Here is a 15,682-nt window from a genome sequence, read left to right on the forward strand (position 1 = left end):
GCGCGGCAACGTCGTCGCGCTCCTTTGTCTCAATGCTCGTGCGGCTCTCGCGCGAACCCTTGCTGCACTTCACCCTGCTCGGAGCGATCATCTTCGGCGCCGATGCCGTGCTGCATCCGCCGGCCAAGGACGAAAAGGTCATCGCGGTCACCAAGGTGCTGCGCCAGTCCTTCATCGACAATTTCGACGAGGACAAGGAACGCGCCCCGTCGAGCGAACAGCTCCAGAAGATGATCGACAGCTGGGTCGCGAGTGAGATCCTGTACCGTGAAGGCAAGGCGCTTGGCGTCGATCGCGGCGACGAGACCATCCGCGACCGGATCGCTTTCAAGATGCAATTGCTGATCTTCGACCAGATCCGCGTCCCCCGTCCGACCGACGAGCAGCTCAAGGCATGGTTTGCGGAAAATCACGCCCGCTTCGACGAGCCGGAGCGCGTGTCCTTCTACATTACCCCGCCCACCGATCAGGCAACGGCGCAGCAGCGGCTCGACGACATTGTCCAGCAGCGCGAATCCGAGGAGCTGCAGCATCTGACGCGCGCGATTCTCGCCCGGCCGGTCGACAGCCTTGCCCCTGCCTTCGGCGAGACCTTCCGTGACCAGCTGCTGGCGATGCCGGAAGGGGAATGGAAGCTGCTGCAATCCAAGGACGGCTGGCACGTCGCCCGGCTGGATTCCCGGCGCCCCGGGGATCTCGCAAGCCTGGACAAGGTTCGGGATGAGGCTGCCCGGATCTGGCATACGGATGAGACCCGCAAGCTCGCCTGGGAAGCGGTCAAGCGGCTCAAGGCGTCCTATCAAGTGCGGTACGAGCCGTGAGCGCGATCCGTTATCTGCGATTGGCGCTGCTGGCGGTCACGCTGGCGCTGGCCGTGCTGATGCGGCCGTCGGCCGTCAGCGCGCATGAAGCCGCGATGGGCGTGCTCGAATTCCGCGAGGTCCGGCCCGGCGCCTTCGTCGGGCGCTGGAGCATCGAGCCCTCGATCGGCGCATCGCGCGTCGACCTGCGCGTGCCGCCGCACTGCTTCCTCCGCTTGCCGGAGATGAATTGCGGCACCAAGGGGCTGGTGGGTCCGATCACCATCACCAATCTCGGCTCCAACATGTCGGTCGTCCTGATCAAGGTCGTCCCGATCGAGGGCGAGCCGCGCAGCTACACCATTTCGACCGCCAATCCGGTCGTCTCCGTTCTCGGCACCGGCGCACCGACGCTCGAGGTCTGGCTCGAGCTGGCCAGGACCTATGTGAACTACGGCATCGATCACATCCTGCTCGGCGCCGACCATCTGCTGTTCGTGCTGGGCCTGATCTGGATCGTCGGCGGCGGCTGGCGCCTGGTGAAGACGATCACGGCCTTCACGATCGGACACAGCGCTTCGCTGGCCGCGGCCGCGTTCGGCCTGATCGGCGTGCCGGAACGCCCGCTCAATGCCTGCATCGCCTTGAGCATCGCCTTCGTCGGCGTGGAGATCGTCAAGCAGCAGCGCGGCGAGATCGGGCTCACCGCGCGCTATCCGTGGATCGTGGCGTTCAGCTTTGGCCTCGTGCACGGCATCGGCTTTGCGAGCGCGCTGGCCGGACTTGGGCTGGAACGCCGCCTGCTTCCGGCAGCGCTGCTGTTCTTCAACATCGGTGTCGAGATCGGACAGCTCGCTTTCGTGCTGCTGGTGCTCGCCTTGATCTGGGCGCACCGGCGGCTCGATGCCGTCGTGCCGCGCTGGGGCGAGGCGCTTCCGGCCTATCTCATCGGGTCGGTGTCGATGTTCTGGTTCTTCGGCCGCCTGGTGCGCGTGTTCGCCGTGATCTGAGCGAGAGTTTGAGCACAATGTCCTTCCGTCTTCCCCTTCCCCTCACGACCGCGATCGTTTCGCTCGCGCTGATGCAACCGGCGCTCGCGCATGAGCAGGCGGGCGTGGCGGGCGGGCTTGTCAGCGGCCTCCTGCATCCGGTCACGGGGATCGACCATTTGATCGCGATGGTGGCGGTCGGAATCTGGGGCGCGCAGCTCGGCGCGCCCGCGATCTGGATTCTGCCGATCACCTTCCCGCTCGTCATGGCGATCGGCGGCGTCTTGGGCGTGCTGCATGTTCCGCTTCCTTTCCCGGAAGTGATGATCGCCGCCTCCGCCGTGATCCTGGGACTGGCCGTTGCCGCCCGGCTGCGCCTGCCCTTTGCCGCGGCGGCCGTCGTGGTCGCGGTGTTCGCGATCTTTCACGGGCATGCGCACGGCGCCGAGCTTCCGCGCGCGGCGAATGCGCTGGCTTATGGCGTCGGCTTCGTCACCGCCACCGGCCTGTTGCATCTCTGCGGCATCGCGATCGGCACGCTGACGCGCTGGCCCGCGGGCGAGCGCCTCATCCAGGGGCTTGGCGCCGGCATCGCGGCGATCGGCTGCTATTTCCTCGCCCAGGGCGTCGGAGCCTTCGCATGAAGCCGAATTTGTTGCGGGCCGCGATCGCAGCCTTGATGCTGCTCGCCGGCGGAAACGCAGCCGAGGCGCACATCGTCGCGGCGCGCCTTGGCGATTTCTACATGGGGGTCGTGCACCCGCTCACCGACCTTGGGGATGTCGTGCTCTGGACCGCGACTGGCGTGCTGGCCGGCACGCTCGGAGGCGCCAAGGGGCGCTGGCTCATCCCCGTGTTTCCGCTCGGGCTGCTGACCGGCCTGCTGCTCGGGCAAATGCTCGGCGCGGTGTCCACGCAGCTTGCGGACGCGGCCATGATGCTCGCGCTCGGCATGCTGCTCGCCGCAGCGGCGCAGGTGCCGACCGTGCTGCTGTGCGCGATGGCCTTCGTGGTCGCAATGATCCGGGGCGCGGCGAACGGCGCCGACCTTGCGCCCGAAACGGACCGAGTGCTGTTTGCGGCAGGCCTTGCCTGCGTCGGCTACGCCGCCATCACGTTGACGATGGCGCTGACCGCGGCCTTCAGGCGGACGACGGCCGACAGCCCGACATCCTGGCGGGCCATCGCGGTTCGTGCGCTTGGCGGCTGGATCGCGGCGATCGGCCTGATGATGGGAAGCCTTGCGCTGGCGTCGTGAACGCCTGTCTTCAGGGCGCAACCAGTTTCTTGCGGATCGCGTAGCGCACCAGCTCGGCGGTCGACGACATCCTGAGCTTGCGCATCGCCGAGGCGCGGTGGGTTTCGACGGTCTTCACGCTCAGCTTCAGGATCTCGCTGATCGACCTGTTGGTATGCCCCTCCGCGATCAGCTGGACCACGCTCTGCTCGCGCGAGGTCAACAGCATGTCGGACCGGTTCTGCTTGTTGGTGCGGTAGTCGTGCAGCAGCCGCTCCAACAGAACGCTGGTGAAGTAAGGCCGGCCGTCGAGCAGGGCTTCGATGGCGGACATCAGGTGCTTGCGGGCATCGGACTTGAACAGGAAGCCGCGCACGCCCGCCAGAATGGCTTCGGTCAGCAGTTCCTCGCTCTCGTGCATCGTCAGGATCAGGACTTCGGCGCCGACGTCGAGCGACTTGAGGCGGCGGCTGACCTCCAGCCCGTTCATGACAGGCATGGAATAGTCGACGATCAGGACGTCCGGCCGGGTTTCGAGCGCCAGCGCCACCGCCTGCTCGCCGTTGGTCGCTTCTCCGCTCACGATCCAGCTCGAATGCGCCTCGACGATCGCGCGCAGCCCGGAACGCACGACTTCATGATCATCCGCAATCAAGATGCGTTTCACGGCGCCGTTCCCGTTTGCCGGCGACTGCTGCCCTGTTCAGGGCACACCGACAGCCAGCCGGCAGCAAAGTGGAACAATCATAGGGACCGCAGCCCGAACGTTTATCCCACAAAACCCTGAGTTTTGCCGGGAAACGTACCGAGGCCTCGCAGCCCGCCTCACGCCTCGACCAGCCCGGACCGGACCGCGTAGCGGACCAGCCCCGCCGTCGAGTTCACCTCAAGCTTGCGCATCGCGGCCGCGCGGTGGGCTTCGGTCGTCTTGACGCTGAGGTTGAGGATCGCGCTGATGCCCTTGTTGCTGTAGCCCTCCGAAACCAGCTTGACCACCAGTTGCTCGCGTGCCGTGAGCTCATGGTGGCGCTCGCCGTCGGCGCGCGGCCGGCGATCGAGTTCCGTCAGGCAGCTTCGGGTGCAGAACGGCCGGTGAAGCAGGAGCGATTCGACGGCCGCAAGCAGCAGCTTGCTCGCGTCCGACTTGACCAGGAATGCACGCGCCCCCGCCTCGAAGGCCTGCTGTGCGAGCAGGCTGGAATTGTGCACCGTGAAGATCAGGACCTCGGTCTGCAGCGGATATTCCCTGATCCGCCGCGCCACCTCGACGCCCGTCATGCGCGGCATCGAGAAATCGACGATCGCGACATGCGGCCGGCTTTCGATCGCCGCGGCCACCGCCTTTCCGCCATCGTTCACCTCCGCCACGACCTCCCAGTCGGCGCGCTGCTCGATCACCGCGCGCAAGCCGGCCCGCACCGCCTCGTGGTCGTCGGCAATCAGAATTCGCTTCATGGCAGGGCACTCCAGACGTCCTCACGGCGGTTCGCGCAGGGTCGTGACTGCGGCCGGCTAGTGTTCTTTTGTCGATCGCGTGCTGGTGCGGACCTTCGCACCTCTCGTGCCTCTTCGACGATCATCTCCGCTCGTTGCAAGATGATGCGGGAACATGGCGCACAGGACCGTGCCCGGCTGCGGGATGGCACGGTTGGATTGAATCTCGAGCGTGCCGCCGATCTCGTGCAGCCGTGCCCGCATCGCGGGGATGCCGACGCCGATCGATCCCGGCGCGCCATATCTGCCGCGGCCAGCGGGCAGACCGCGTCCGTTGTCGCTGACCGTCAGATGGAAGCGGTCATCGACGATGTCGATGGTGATGGTGACCTCCGTCGCCTTGGCGTGACGAAAGACGTTTGTCAGCGCCTCCTGCACCACACGCAGCAAGGTGCGCTTGGTCTCGTAGGGAAGCCGGTCGACATCCGGCACGATATCGACACCGACAAGCAGCGACGTGCGCGCGGCAAATCCTTCCGCGTAACGCGCAATGGTGGCCTTCAATCCCTCGCCGGCCAGATTCCGGGGATGCAGCAGATAGGCGAAGGCGCGAATCTCGCGCAGGGCCTCGTTGATCGAGCTGTCGATCTCGTCGCAAAGACGCGCGCCCGCGGCCGTCTCCTCGAGGCTGCTCCGGATCCGCATCAGGCCGAGACTGGCGGCAATCAGATGCTGACAGGTCGAATCGTGGAGGTCCGACGCGATCCGCTGCTGAATGCCCTCCTGAATCGAAACCAGGCCGACATCGACGTCGAGCCGATCGCCGCGATGGGCGACGGCATCGAGGCCGCCGTTGCGCGCGGCGCGATGACTGCCGATCAACCGGACCACATGGCCGAGCGCGGGATCCACGACCGGCACCACGGTCGTTTCCATGTTCCGGGGCGTGCCGCCAAGGGAGAGCCGGTGCCGAATCCTGATCTCCGTCCCCTCTGCAAGGCACGCGCGAAACGCCTCGCAGATCGATCTGGCATCACCGGCGTTCATGCACGCGAAGACGTCGAGGTCACGGACATCTTCCGACGAGAGGCCGAGATAGGACTCGAACTCGGGGTTGATGGCCTCGTACGCAAAGCATCCCTCGGGAGACGGTCGCACGGCAAAAAGAAGATCGGCCGAACACGTCCAGTACAGCGTCTCGATCGAGTCTTCTGAAGCGAGTTGCAGCCAGTCTGCTGGATTGCTGCGACGCGACTCGCTGCGGGGGGAGCCTTGGAGTTTCACGGTACGCACCACTCTTCCTCGGCAAGCTTCCGATATTGAAGACAATATCGGAGGTCTCCGTCTCATCCGCCGGTGCGACAGCAATCACCCAGCCATGGAAGACGCGCACCATGGGACCAAGTATATACCCCGATGCGAGCATACACCATCAGGTAGCATTCTCGTGGAACTAAAATCTCGAATTCGTGACGGCACTTGCATGACGCACGACTATGCAAATAGTGCCACGTCGTCCCGGCGAGCGCGGCTAGCGACAAAGCTAAAAATTGCGAGATGCGGATTTCGCGAAGCGGCTGCAGGGCGCGGCGACCTCAATGGAACGCGAGCATCGCAATCAGCAGTTGCGGCGTCCGCGACGCGTCGGCCGCCATGTGCAACAACAGGGCTAGCGGCTGCTCCCGCTGGCTGCGCTCGACTTCCGCTTCCCCTCTCGCTTCGCCTTCGGAGCGGTCTGAGCCGGCGGCGCGATCTGCAAGGGGTGAGACGGCTGCGTCAGCCGGTGCGTCGCGGCATCGTCGCGCAGCGCATCGGTATCGAGACGCTGGCCTCGATCCACCGCGTCGCGCGGATCGGCAGCGGCAACCGATACGGCCACCGTGCCGACGAGCAGACCGAACAACATCGACGACCATCTCACGCGCATCGTTCAGGCACCTCTCAAAAAGCGAAATCCAGGCGCGGCCCGATTCGGACGTCCCGGTATCGCCGCAGCGGGACGTTCGACGTGCGCGCCTCGTACAGCACGGTGGTGGTCAGCGACACGTTGCTCGCGAAATTGTACTTCAGGCCGACGTCCGCCGAATAGAGCTGATCCCGACGGCCCGTATTGAGCCCGTCGGTAAACCAGTAGGCTTCGAACAGCGGCGTGCTGACGATCGACCATCTGGGATCGAGCTTAACCTCGATACCGAGCACGGCGTCGAAACGCCAGCGCCGCGCTTCCGCGAGATCTGAAAACCGGTAGGTCAGAAGCAGCAGGGGCGAGAACGTCGCGTTGCTGACGCGGAAGTCGCGCGCCACGGAACCCATCACATCGTGCGACGTGAAGGCGAGATCGCGGTAGATGCCGTCGAAATCGTAGCGATTCTCGTAGATGGCGGAGAAACGCCAGCCGTCCCAGTTCTCCGTCAGACGCGCCCCCACACGCGCGACGGCAAAGTTGCTGTCCTTCTCCCGCGAGAAGGCTTCGTACTGGGAGCGTGCATAGAGCCGATATGACAGATCGTTGGTCAGGTTCCCGTCAAGCCTGACGCTCACGTCCGGCTCGTAGTAGATGTCCGACTTGCGGTTGTCGCGGGTGAACAAGGCGTTGTCGGTGAAGGTCGGCGAGATGGAACCGACGACGCTCCACGCCGGGGCGGAGATGTAGGGCACAGCAGCTGTGCTTGCCTTGAACTCGGTCGGGTCAACATCAGCCGCACCCGAGGGACCAGCGCCGAGCAAACCAAAGATCGGCAGAAGAAGCCCTGTTCTGCGCATGGCGTTTCCTCGATGGCCGCTTTGTTACATCGGGTCTCGCCGTACACTGGTCGTCGATTGTGGCGTGTTAATGTTGACACTTGAAATCATGGGTTGATACGACCGATCAGTCCCTCGTAAAAGGCCGCGGGCCTGCAGTGCTAGTAATCGACCGCGTCCCTTATGATCGGGCACGTCATGCAGTGGCCACCACCGCGCCCACGCCCAAGCTCCGCGCCGACGATGGTGATCACCTCGATCCCCTGCTTGCGCAACAGCGTATTGGCATAGGTGTTGCGGTCATAGGCGAACACCACTCCGGGAGAAGCGCAGACAAGGTTGGCGCCACTGTCCCATTGGGTGCGCTCGCGCATATAGGCGCCGCCGCCGGTTTCGACGACGCGGAGCTTCTTGAGCCCCAATGATTCCGCCACGACGTCCACGAACGGCCCCTCGTCCTTGCGCAGCTCGATACCGGCGGAATTGTCGGCCGGACGGTAGGAGAATGCAGAAATGTTGTTGACGATATCGGGATAGATCAGCACGCAATCCCGGTCGGCGAAGGTGAAGATGGTATCGAGATGCATCGCCGCTCTGAGCTTGGGCATGGCGGCCACGATCACCCGGCTGGCCGCCTTCTTCGCGAACAGCGCCGCGGCAACCTGGCTGATCGCCTGCCTCGACGTCCGCTCACTCATCCCGATCAGGACGTTGCCCTTGCCGATCGGCATCACGTCGCCGCCCTCGAACGTCGCAAGGCCGTGGTCCCGCGTCGGATCGCCCCACCAGACGTTGACCTTGCCGGCAAAGTCCGGATGGAACTTGTAGATCGCGGTCGCAAGGATCGGCTCTTCGTGGCGCGCCGGCCAGTACAGTGAATTGAGCGTCACGCCGCCGTAGATCCAGCAGGTCGTATCGCGCGTGTACAACGTATTGGGCAGCGGCGGCAGCAGGTATTCGGTCATGCCGGCGGCCTCCCGGATCAACCTCAGCATCTCGCCGCCATGGGCCTCGGGGAAATCATGGGTGGACAGCCCGCCGATCAGAGTCTCCGCCAGCTCGCGCGGCTTGAGTCCTTGCAGATAGTCGCGCAGCTCGTCGATCAGGCCGAGGCCGACCTGATTGGGGACGATCTGATTGTCGAGGATCCATTTCCTCGCCTCGGGGATGGCGACGGTCTCCGCCAGAAGGTTGTGCATCTCCACGACCTCGATACCGCGGTCGCGCATCTTCTGGACGAAATCGAAATGGTCGCGCTTGGCATTGTCGACCCAGAGGACGTCGTCGAACAGCAACGCGTCGCGGTTCGTGGGCGTGAGGCGTTGATGGGCGCGGCCCGGCGAGCAGACCATCACCTTGCGCAGCTTGCCGACCTCCGAATGAACGCCGAAGGAAATCCCAGAGTCCGACGCCTGCTTGGTCATGAGCTTTACCTCCGGAAAATGCTCCGCTCAGATCGTGATGTACCCGGTCGCCAGGCCATGAATGCCGATCATCGCGCCGATCGCGACCACCGCAAAAATGCCCCACTCGACAGGCGAGAAGACCTTCGCCTTCTGTTCGAGGCGGGCCCACAGATAGAGCGCCGTGCCGGGCGCGTAGAGGATCGCGGCCAACAGCAAGTATTTCATTCCCGCCGCAAAGATCAGGAAGAGCGTGTAGACGACGGCTATCCCGGTGAAGATCAGGTCACGCCTGCGAGCCGCCGGGTCCTTCTCGTAAGTCTCGCCCCGCGTGACCAGCCGGAGCCCGAAGGCGGCAACCAGGAAAAACGGAATGAGATTCATGACGCTGGTCAGATTGAGCATCAAGGAGAAGGCATCCCGCGACCAGTAGGTGCTGATGACGAAGAGCTGAACGACGATGTTGGTGAGCCACAGCGCCGCGGCCGGAACCTTGTTCTCGTTCTCGGTGCCGAACAGGGCCGGCATATCCCTGGTCCGGCCGGCCGCCGAGAGCACCTCGGTGCAGATCAGCGACCAGGCAAGATAGGCGCCGAGCACCGACACCATGAGACCGACGCTGACAAAGACGGCGCCCCAATGCCCCACCACGGCTTCCAGAACCGCGGCCATCGAAGGCTGCCGCATGCCGGCGATTTCGGCGCGGGGCAGCACGGCGTAAGGCAGCATGGTGACCAGCACCATCAGGCTCGTCACCACCACAAAGCCCGTGATCGTGGCGACGCCGACATGTGATCGTTCCCGGGCGTAACGGGAGTAGACGCTGGCTCCTTCGATGCCCAGGAACACGAACACCGTGACCAGCATGGTCGCGCGGATCTGCTCGAACAGGCTCTTGTCCGGCATGCCTTCGCCGCCCCACAGATTGGCGCGGAACAGATCGGCCTTGAAGGCGAAGGCCAGGATAACGATGAAGACCAGGATCGGGACGATCTTGGCGATCGTAACGACGGTATTGATCTCTGCGGCCTGCTGGACCCCGCGCAGGATCATGAAATGGAAGAGCCAGATTCCGACCGAGGCAACGATGATCGCGGTCACCGTATTGCCGTCGCCGAACACCGGGAAGAACGCGCCCAGGGTCGACTTGATCAGGACCCAGTAGGACACGTTGCCGATGCAGCTGCCGGTCCAGTAGCCGAACGCGGAGAGGAAACCGGGATAGTCGCCAAAGCCTGCCTTCGCATAGGCGTAGACACCGGCATCGAGCTCGGGCTTTCGCTCCGCGAGCGCCTGAAACACGCGCGCCAGCGTGTACATGCCGCCACCGGCGATGCACCAGGCGAGGATCGCGCCGAACGGCCCGGTCGCGATTCCGAATGTTCGCGGCAACGAGAAGATGCCCGAACCGACCATGGAGCCGACGACCATGGCCGTCAGGGCAAACAGCGAAAGCTTCTGAATCGATGGCGTCGCAGTCATGTGAAGGCTCCGAAGCGCCAGTCCCGACCTGCGTCTCCGGCCGGTCCGCTCGTACCAACGGGTGAAACGATGCGCCGCGGAACAGGCGCGGCCCATCGGGTGATTACCTAGTCGACATCCGGGATTACCCTCGCCGTGCGTTAGCGCTCGACTTTCGGCCGCAGAGCGCGCGGCCACCCTATCGGGATATCCATCCACCGGCCCAAGGGTTTCATCCGATCCCGGGGATGACGTTCGCGCGGTACCGTCGGCGGCAATATTCCGGTTCTTCGACCCAACGGGAGGTCTCCATGTCGGATCTTGTCGCGATCGTCTATCCGTCCGAAGCGAAAGCCGAGGAAGTGCGCCAGCGATTGCTCAAGCTGCAGAAGGAGTATCTGATCACCCTCAGCGACGCCGTGATCGCCGTGAAAACGGATTCGGGCGGCATCAAGCTCAATCAGCTCGTCAACACCACCGCCATGGGCGCGATGACCGGAAGCTTCTGGGGCCTTCTCATCGGTGTCCTCTTCCTCAATCCGATCCTCGGAGTCGCGGTGGGCGCGGCCTCGGGTGCGCTCGGCGGCGCGCTCTCGGATTTCGGCATCGACGACTCCTTCATGAAGAGCCTGTCCTCGAGCCTGCAGCCCGGCAACGCGGCCCTGTTCGTCCTGATCAAGCACATGACGGCGGACAAGGTCATCAAGGAGATCAAGGACGCCGGCGGCGTCGTGCTCAAGACGTCCCTCGACGAGACCAAGGAAAAAGTGCTGCGCGACGCTCTTGCCAGCACCGTGGAGCAGACGGCGGCTTGAGCCGCCGTTCCCCCCGTCTCAGCGCCGGCCGCCTGCAAGGCGCAGCATCATCATGAACAGGTTGATGAAGTTGAGATAGAGCGACAGCGCCGCGATGACCGACTTCCGGCCGGCGGAGGTGTGGTCATCGGCGCTATCGTACATCGCCTTGATCCGCTGCGTGTCGTAGGCCGTCAGCCCGGCAAACACCCCGACGCCGATGATCGAGATCATCCAGTCGAGCGTGCTCGACGCCAGGAACAGGTTGACCAGGCTCGCGATGATGATTCCAATCAGCCCCATGAACAGGAAGGTGCCGAGCCCGGACAGGTCGCGCCTGGTCGTATAGCCGAACAGGCTGAGCGCACCGAAGCTGGCGGCTGCAACGAAGAAGACGCGGGCGATCGACGAGCTGGTATAGATGTGCAGCAGGGTCGAAAGCGATACGCCCACCAGGGCTGCATAAGCGAAGAACAAGAGCCGTGCCGTCGATACCGAGAGCGTGTTGATGCGCGAGCCGATGAAGAACACCAGCGCCAGCGGTGCCAGGATAAAGACCCACATCAGCGGGCTCTGCAGCAGTGCAGGCCCGGTGAGCTCGTAGGTGAGCCAGGCGACGACCGCAGTCACTCCAACGCCTGCAGCCATATGGCCATAGATGCGGAGCATGTAATCATGCAGTCCGGCATCCGCCGCGATCGCGCCGCCGGCCGTCTGCGCGGCTGCCGGATTCTGATCAAATTGGGACATCATTGGCCTCCTTTGAGCTCGCCGAGCGAGACCACGCTAACCCGCAGGGCAGCGGACCGGCATCGGACAATCACCCGAGAGCTGCCGGTGAAAACCACCCTCTCCCGCCCAACGCCAGGGAACGGTCAAACACATTACGGGGCTGCAAGGCCGGCGGCTCTCCTCGGCCTCTAAGTCCTTTGGACTAGGCGCCTTACACCTTTGTCACTTGGTCGCCGGCTGGCGCAGGCCTAATCGAGAAGCATGCGGTTCTTCTTTCACATCGCGGACAAATACGGCTTCTCTCCCGATGGGATCGGATGCGAGTGCGCCGATCAGGAGGCAGCCATGCGACATGCACGGTATCTCGCCGACGAGCTCGCCAAGGGCGGCGAGTTCTTCCGCGGCAGCGTCGTGCTCATTGCGGGACGGCCGGCCGCCGCCCGCGTGTGAGCGCTTGAGGACGCCGCGAGCCGACGCCGTCTGCTGATTTCCGGCCCTCGCCTCCTACAGAGAATCCCTGATGGGCGCCCCCGGCTCACACTTCTAAGGTCCTCGTTCCGGATCGGCCGCCGGATGCGGCCGCCTCATCCCGGACTGGAGGGCCATCTTCCGTCATGGCGGTCGGGTCAAACGAGGTCGATCAGACATTCTCGCGTAACGCGTTGATCGCGCTTGTAGTGGGGTCAATGGTCGGATCCGGCATCTTCGCCCTGCCGGCCGCGTTCGGACGCGCCACCGGCGCATTTGGCGCCATTATCGCCTGGATCATCGCCGGAACCGGCATGCTGATGCTGGCGCTCGTGTTCCAGTCGCTGGCCCAGCGCAAGCCCGAGCTCGATGCGGGCATCTACGCTTATGCCAAGGCCGGATTTGGCGACTATGTCGGCTTCGCGTCGGCCTCCGGCTATTGGATCGGTTGCTGCCTTGCCGACGTCGTGTGTCTCATTCTGATCAAGGGCACGCTCGGCCTGTTCTTTCCCATCTTCGGCGATGGCACGACACTGGTCGCGATTGCTTCGGCCTCGCTGCTGCTCTGGAGCGTGCACTTTCTGGTGCTGCGCGGCGTCAAAGGTGCGGCTGCCCTCAATACGGTCGCGACCTACGCAAAGGTCATCCCGATCCTGCTGTTCATTGCGGTCGCCGCAATGCTGCTGGATCGCGAGCAGCTCTCGCGTAATTTCTGGGGAACGGAGCAACCGGACGCCCGGCAGATCGTGAGCCAGGTTCGCTCCACGATGCTACTGACCGTCTTCGTCTTTGTCGGCATCGAGGGTGCGAGCGTCTATTCCCGCTATGCCAGGCGCCGCGCCGACATCGGTTTCGCAACCGTGGTGGGGTTTCTCACGGTTCTCTGCCTGCTCGTCCTCGTGACGCTGCTGTCCTACGGCGTGCTGCCGCAGAGCGCGCTGGCGGATCTTCCGACGCCCTCGATGGCGGGCGTGATGGAATCGATGGTGGGGCGCTGGGGCGGCGTCTTCATCAGCCTGGGCTTGTTGATCTCCGTGCTCGGCAACTACTTGTCCTGGTCGCTGCTTGCGGCTGAAGTCCTGCATTCGGCGGCGATCCACCGAACGATGCCCTCCTTTCTGGCCCGCGAGAACGCGCACAAGGCTCCGGCCGGCGCGCTCTGGCTCACCAATTGCGTCATCCAGGCGTTCCTGCTGGTGAGCTGGTTTGCGGAATACGCATTCACGCTCGCCCTGAAGATGACGAGCGCAATGACGCTTATCCCGTATTTCCTGGTCGCGGCTTACGGCCTCAAGCTCGCCTCCACCGGCGAGACCTATGATCGTGGTGCGCAGACACGCACCGCCGACGGAATTCGCGCCGGTATCGCGACGATCTATGCGGTCGCCATGATCTATGCGGGAGGCCTGAAATTCCTCCTGCTGTCCTCGATCCTCTACGCACCCGGAACATTGCTATTCCTGATCGCCAAGCGCGAACGCAAGGAAGTCGCCTTCAACAGGATCGAAGCCGTCCTGTTCGCGGCGATCGCACTCGCCGCAGGCGCCGGGATCTGTGCGCTGGCTGTCGGAGCCATCTCGATCTGAGCCGTTGTACCTGTCCGCATGGAGGCGAACATGAATAGTCACACCGCGCGTTGGGCCCTGGTTCTCGGCGGGCTCTTGGCCGTCGCCGCGTCGGCACCCCTCGCCGTCGCGCAATCAAAGGACGGCGGCGCCACGGCAGCGAAAGAGCCCGCGGCGGCCGCAGTAAAGGATGCTGCGCCCAACACCAATACCAATCCGACGAAGCACCGCTACTGGCGCCATCGCGGCGGCAATCATCCCCATTATGGCAGCCGCCGCGTTCGAACCTGACGGCCGCGGAAGGATCGCTTCATCTGGCAACGGATCGCGCGATGAACGAAACCAGGATGGGACCAGATCGGCTGCACGAGTTCGTTCTGCAGGACGCCGCTGCGACGCGGCCGGCAGATGTCGCGCGGACGCGGGGCCTGCTGGCGACGGGCCTCGCGCTGCTTGCCGCGGGCGTCGCCCTCTTCCTGGTATGGCAAACGGTCTCCAGCCTGTTGATCGTCTTTGCGGGCGTGCTGTTCGCGGCATTTCTGGATGCGCTGGCGCGCGCACTGGCGCCGGTCCTTCCCCTCAACCGCACCTGGCGTCTGACGCTTGTCGTCCTGCTGCTGACGGCCCTGTGCGGCTTCGGACTTGTCTGGGGCACAGGCAAGCTGCCGGAGCAGACCCGCTTGCTGCTGAAGGTCATGGATACGCAGGTCGATATCCTCCAAGGCCATTTGCTGTCGTATGGCGTCGACCTGCTCGGGCCCGAATGGGGCCGCGACTTCGCGCAATGGCTGTTCGCCGATCAGGGCCGGTTCCTCAGCCACGCGCACTTCCTGCTGGGCGGTGCATCGAGCCTTCTGACCGCCGTCCTCGTGATCCTCTTCCTCGGGGTGCTCTTCGCCTTCGACCCCACCACTTACCGCGACAGCGTGGTCGTTCTGGTCAGGCAATCCTACCGCGCCCGTGCACGCAGCGTGATGGACGAGATGGGCAACGTCATGCGGCTGTGGTTCGTCGGCCAACTGATCCGCATCATCCTGATGACGATCCTGGTGTGGATCGCGCTCTATCTCATCGGCCTGCCCGGCCCCTTCGTGCTCGGGCTTCAGGCGGGTCTATCGAATTTCATTCCCTATCTCGGGCCGATCGTCGCAGCGCTTCCGATCGCGCTGGTCGCGATGCCGCTCGGCGCGTCCCTGCTGATATGGGCGGTGGTCATCTACACGATCATCCAGTCGATCGAGGGCTATGTGATCGGCCCGTTGATCCAGCGCCACGCCGTCGAGACCCCTCCGGCATGGACGCTCGTCGCCATCGTCCTCCTCGGCGCGCTGTTCGGCATCATGGGCATCGCGGTCGCCATGCCGCTGGTCGCCATCGGCCGCGTCGCGATCATGCGGTTCTATGTCGAGGACTATCTCGGCGGCCACCTCGAGGCGGCAACAATCACGGGTGAGCAGCAATGAGCGGGATCGACGCGCAGCACAGTGATGCCCCCGAGGCCTCGACCCGTTCGCGGGCGACGCAATTTCTTTGGCAACAGCTCCCCTATATCGTGGCGCTGCTGCTTGCCATCGCCGGCGTCGCCTACACCAACGTCTCGCACCAGCCCTTGACCGGCTATTGGGAATTCCTGGCGCTCGCCATCGGCGCGGTCTGCGTCGTCACCAAATGGCCGGACACCGAAGGCAGGGAGAGCCAGATCCGGCTGGTCTGGACGCAAGCCCTGCACTGGATCGCCGTGCTGGTCACGATGAACATCATGCTGGTGTCAGGCGTCCAGCAGATGCTTCCGACGCCTGCGACCGGCCTCGTCCTGCTGACATTGCTTGCGCTCGGCACGTTCCTCGCGGGCGTGAGCCTCTTGTCCCTGCAGATCGCCTTTCTCGGCCTTGCGATGGGCTCGGCGGTGCCCGCGATATCCTGGCTGAAGCAGTCCATCCTGTTCTTCCTGCTCGGGGCCGTCTTGCTGATCGGCCTCGCCATCTCCTTCTGGCTGCGCCAGGACCAGCAGCCATCGCGCAGTTCCAGCGACATCGACAAACAGGCGGAGGGTTGAA

At 64.3% G+C, this 15,682-nt stretch carries 18 protein-coding genes; 10 read left to right on the forward strand and 8 right to left on the reverse strand.

All coding sequences use genetic code 11. From position 1 onward, the window contains the following. Window positions 1-59: 59 nt before the first annotated feature. From A7X65_RS38040 to A7X65_RS38055, 4 genes are read left to right on the forward strand one after another with little or no spacing between them, the layout of a single operon-like run. Window positions 60-821 (forward strand): peptidyl-prolyl cis-trans isomerase, encoded by a 762-nt coding sequence (locus A7X65_RS38040; RefSeq protein WP_245324052.1) that lies wholly within the window; start codon window positions 60-62, stop codon window positions 819-821. Further along, window positions 818-1,810 carry a HupE/UreJ family protein gene (locus tag A7X65_RS38045; protein WP_063694545.1) on the forward strand — a complete coding sequence of 331 codons (993 nt, stop codon included), beginning with the start codon at window positions 818-820 and terminating at the stop codon, window positions 1,808-1,810. The genes A7X65_RS38040 and A7X65_RS38045 overlap by 4 nt, the downstream gene beginning before the upstream one ends. A 17-nt stretch (window positions 1,811-1,827) precedes the next feature. Further along, the gene (locus tag A7X65_RS38050; protein WP_063694546.1) at window positions 1,828-2,433 is read left to right on the forward strand and encodes a HupE/UreJ family protein; all 606 of its coding nucleotides are present in this window, start codon (window positions 1,828-1,830) and stop codon (window positions 2,431-2,433) included. Next, on the forward strand, window positions 2,430-3,047 hold the full coding sequence (locus A7X65_RS38055; protein ID WP_063694547.1) for a HupE/UreJ family protein: 618 nt from the start codon (window positions 2,430-2,432) through the stop codon (window positions 3,045-3,047). The genes A7X65_RS38050 and A7X65_RS38055 overlap by 4 nt, the downstream gene beginning before the upstream one ends. Before the next feature lie 10 nt (window positions 3,048-3,057). Here A7X65_RS38055 and A7X65_RS38060 read toward each other — a convergent pair whose 3' ends face one another. The 7 genes from A7X65_RS38060 to A7X65_RS38090 all read right to left on the reverse strand — a co-directional run bounded on the left by A7X65_RS38060 (window position 3,058) and on the right by A7X65_RS38090 (window position 10,087). Next, the gene (locus A7X65_RS38060; RefSeq protein WP_063694548.1) at window positions 3,058-3,693 is read right to left on the reverse strand and encodes a response regulator; all 636 of its coding nucleotides are present in this window, start codon (window positions 3,691-3,693) and stop codon (window positions 3,058-3,060) included. Window positions 3,694-3,851: 158 nt separating this feature from the next. After that, on the reverse strand, window positions 3,852-4,481 hold the full coding sequence (locus tag A7X65_RS38065; RefSeq protein ID WP_063694549.1) for a response regulator: 630 nt from the start codon (window positions 4,479-4,481) through the stop codon (window positions 3,852-3,854). A 57-nt stretch (window positions 4,482-4,538) separates the two neighbouring features. Next, window positions 4,539-5,828, reverse strand: a complete 1,290-nt coding sequence (locus A7X65_RS38070; protein ID WP_245324053.1) for a sensor histidine kinase — start codon at window positions 5,826-5,828, stop codon at window positions 4,539-4,541. Between the two features lie 301 nt (window positions 5,829-6,129). Further along, on the reverse strand, window positions 6,130-6,366 hold the full coding sequence (locus A7X65_RS38075) for a hypothetical protein (RefSeq protein WP_063694550.1): 237 nt from the start codon (window positions 6,364-6,366) through the stop codon (window positions 6,130-6,132). Between the two features lie 35 nt (window positions 6,367-6,401). Next, window positions 6,402-7,223, reverse strand: a complete 822-nt coding sequence (locus tag A7X65_RS38080) for an outer membrane beta-barrel protein (RefSeq protein WP_063694551.1) — start codon at window positions 7,221-7,223, stop codon at window positions 6,402-6,404. Window positions 7,224-7,363: 140 nt separating this feature from the next. Next, window positions 7,364-8,626, reverse strand: a complete 1,263-nt coding sequence (gene arcA / locus A7X65_RS38085) for an arginine deiminase (RefSeq protein WP_063694552.1) — start codon at window positions 8,624-8,626, stop codon at window positions 7,364-7,366. A gap of 27 nt (window positions 8,627-8,653) precedes the next feature. Further along, window positions 8,654-10,087, reverse strand: coding sequence for a basic amino acid/polyamine antiporter (locus A7X65_RS38090; RefSeq protein ID WP_063694553.1), 1,434 nt, complete (start codon window positions 10,085-10,087; stop codon window positions 8,654-8,656). A 290-nt stretch (window positions 10,088-10,377) separates the two neighbouring features. Between A7X65_RS38090 and A7X65_RS38095 the strand changes: the two genes are divergently transcribed. Then, window positions 10,378-10,881 carry a DUF1269 domain-containing protein gene (locus A7X65_RS38095; protein ID WP_063694554.1) on the forward strand — a complete coding sequence of 168 codons (504 nt, stop codon included), beginning with the start codon at window positions 10,378-10,380 and terminating at the stop codon, window positions 10,879-10,881. Between the two features lie 18 nt (window positions 10,882-10,899). Here the strand turns inward: A7X65_RS38095 and A7X65_RS38100 are convergent, their stop codons facing one another. After that, window positions 10,900-11,610: a Bax inhibitor-1/YccA family protein gene (locus A7X65_RS38100; protein ID WP_063694555.1), complete on the reverse strand. Its 711-nt coding sequence runs from the start codon at window positions 11,608-11,610 to the stop codon at window positions 10,900-10,902. Between the two features lie 243 nt (window positions 11,611-11,853). Between A7X65_RS38100 and A7X65_RS43955 the strand changes: the two genes are divergently transcribed. The 5 genes from A7X65_RS43955 (at window position 11,854) to A7X65_RS38125 (ending at window position 15,681) form a co-directional block, all read left to right on the forward strand. Continuing rightward, window positions 11,854-12,042: a DUF6894 family protein gene (locus A7X65_RS43955; protein ID WP_063694556.1), complete on the forward strand. Its 189-nt coding sequence runs from the start codon at window positions 11,854-11,856 to the stop codon at window positions 12,040-12,042. Window positions 12,043-12,206: 164 nt separating this feature from the next. Beyond that, window positions 12,207-13,646, forward strand: coding sequence for a basic amino acid/polyamine antiporter (locus tag A7X65_RS38110; protein ID WP_063694557.1), 1,440 nt, complete (start codon window positions 12,207-12,209; stop codon window positions 13,644-13,646). A 30-nt stretch (window positions 13,647-13,676) separates the two neighbouring features. Beyond that, on the forward strand, window positions 13,677-13,916 hold the full coding sequence (locus A7X65_RS38115) for a hypothetical protein (protein WP_063694626.1): 240 nt from the start codon (window positions 13,677-13,679) through the stop codon (window positions 13,914-13,916). A 41-nt stretch (window positions 13,917-13,957) separates the two neighbouring features. Then, a complete protein-coding gene (locus tag A7X65_RS38120) occupies window positions 13,958-15,088 on the forward strand; it encodes an AI-2E family transporter (protein WP_063694558.1) in 1,131 nt (376 codons plus the stop codon). Next, a complete protein-coding gene (locus tag A7X65_RS38125) occupies window positions 15,085-15,681 on the forward strand; it encodes a hypothetical protein (RefSeq protein WP_063694559.1) in 597 nt (198 codons plus the stop codon). Before A7X65_RS38120 ends, A7X65_RS38125 begins: the two co-directional genes overlap by 4 nt. Window position 15,682: the final 1 nt, after the last annotated feature.

The sequence above is a fragment of the Bradyrhizobium stylosanthis genome, assembly GCF_001641335.1.
GTDB classification, from domain to species: domain Bacteria; phylum Pseudomonadota; class Alphaproteobacteria; order Rhizobiales; family Xanthobacteraceae; genus Bradyrhizobium; species Bradyrhizobium stylosanthis.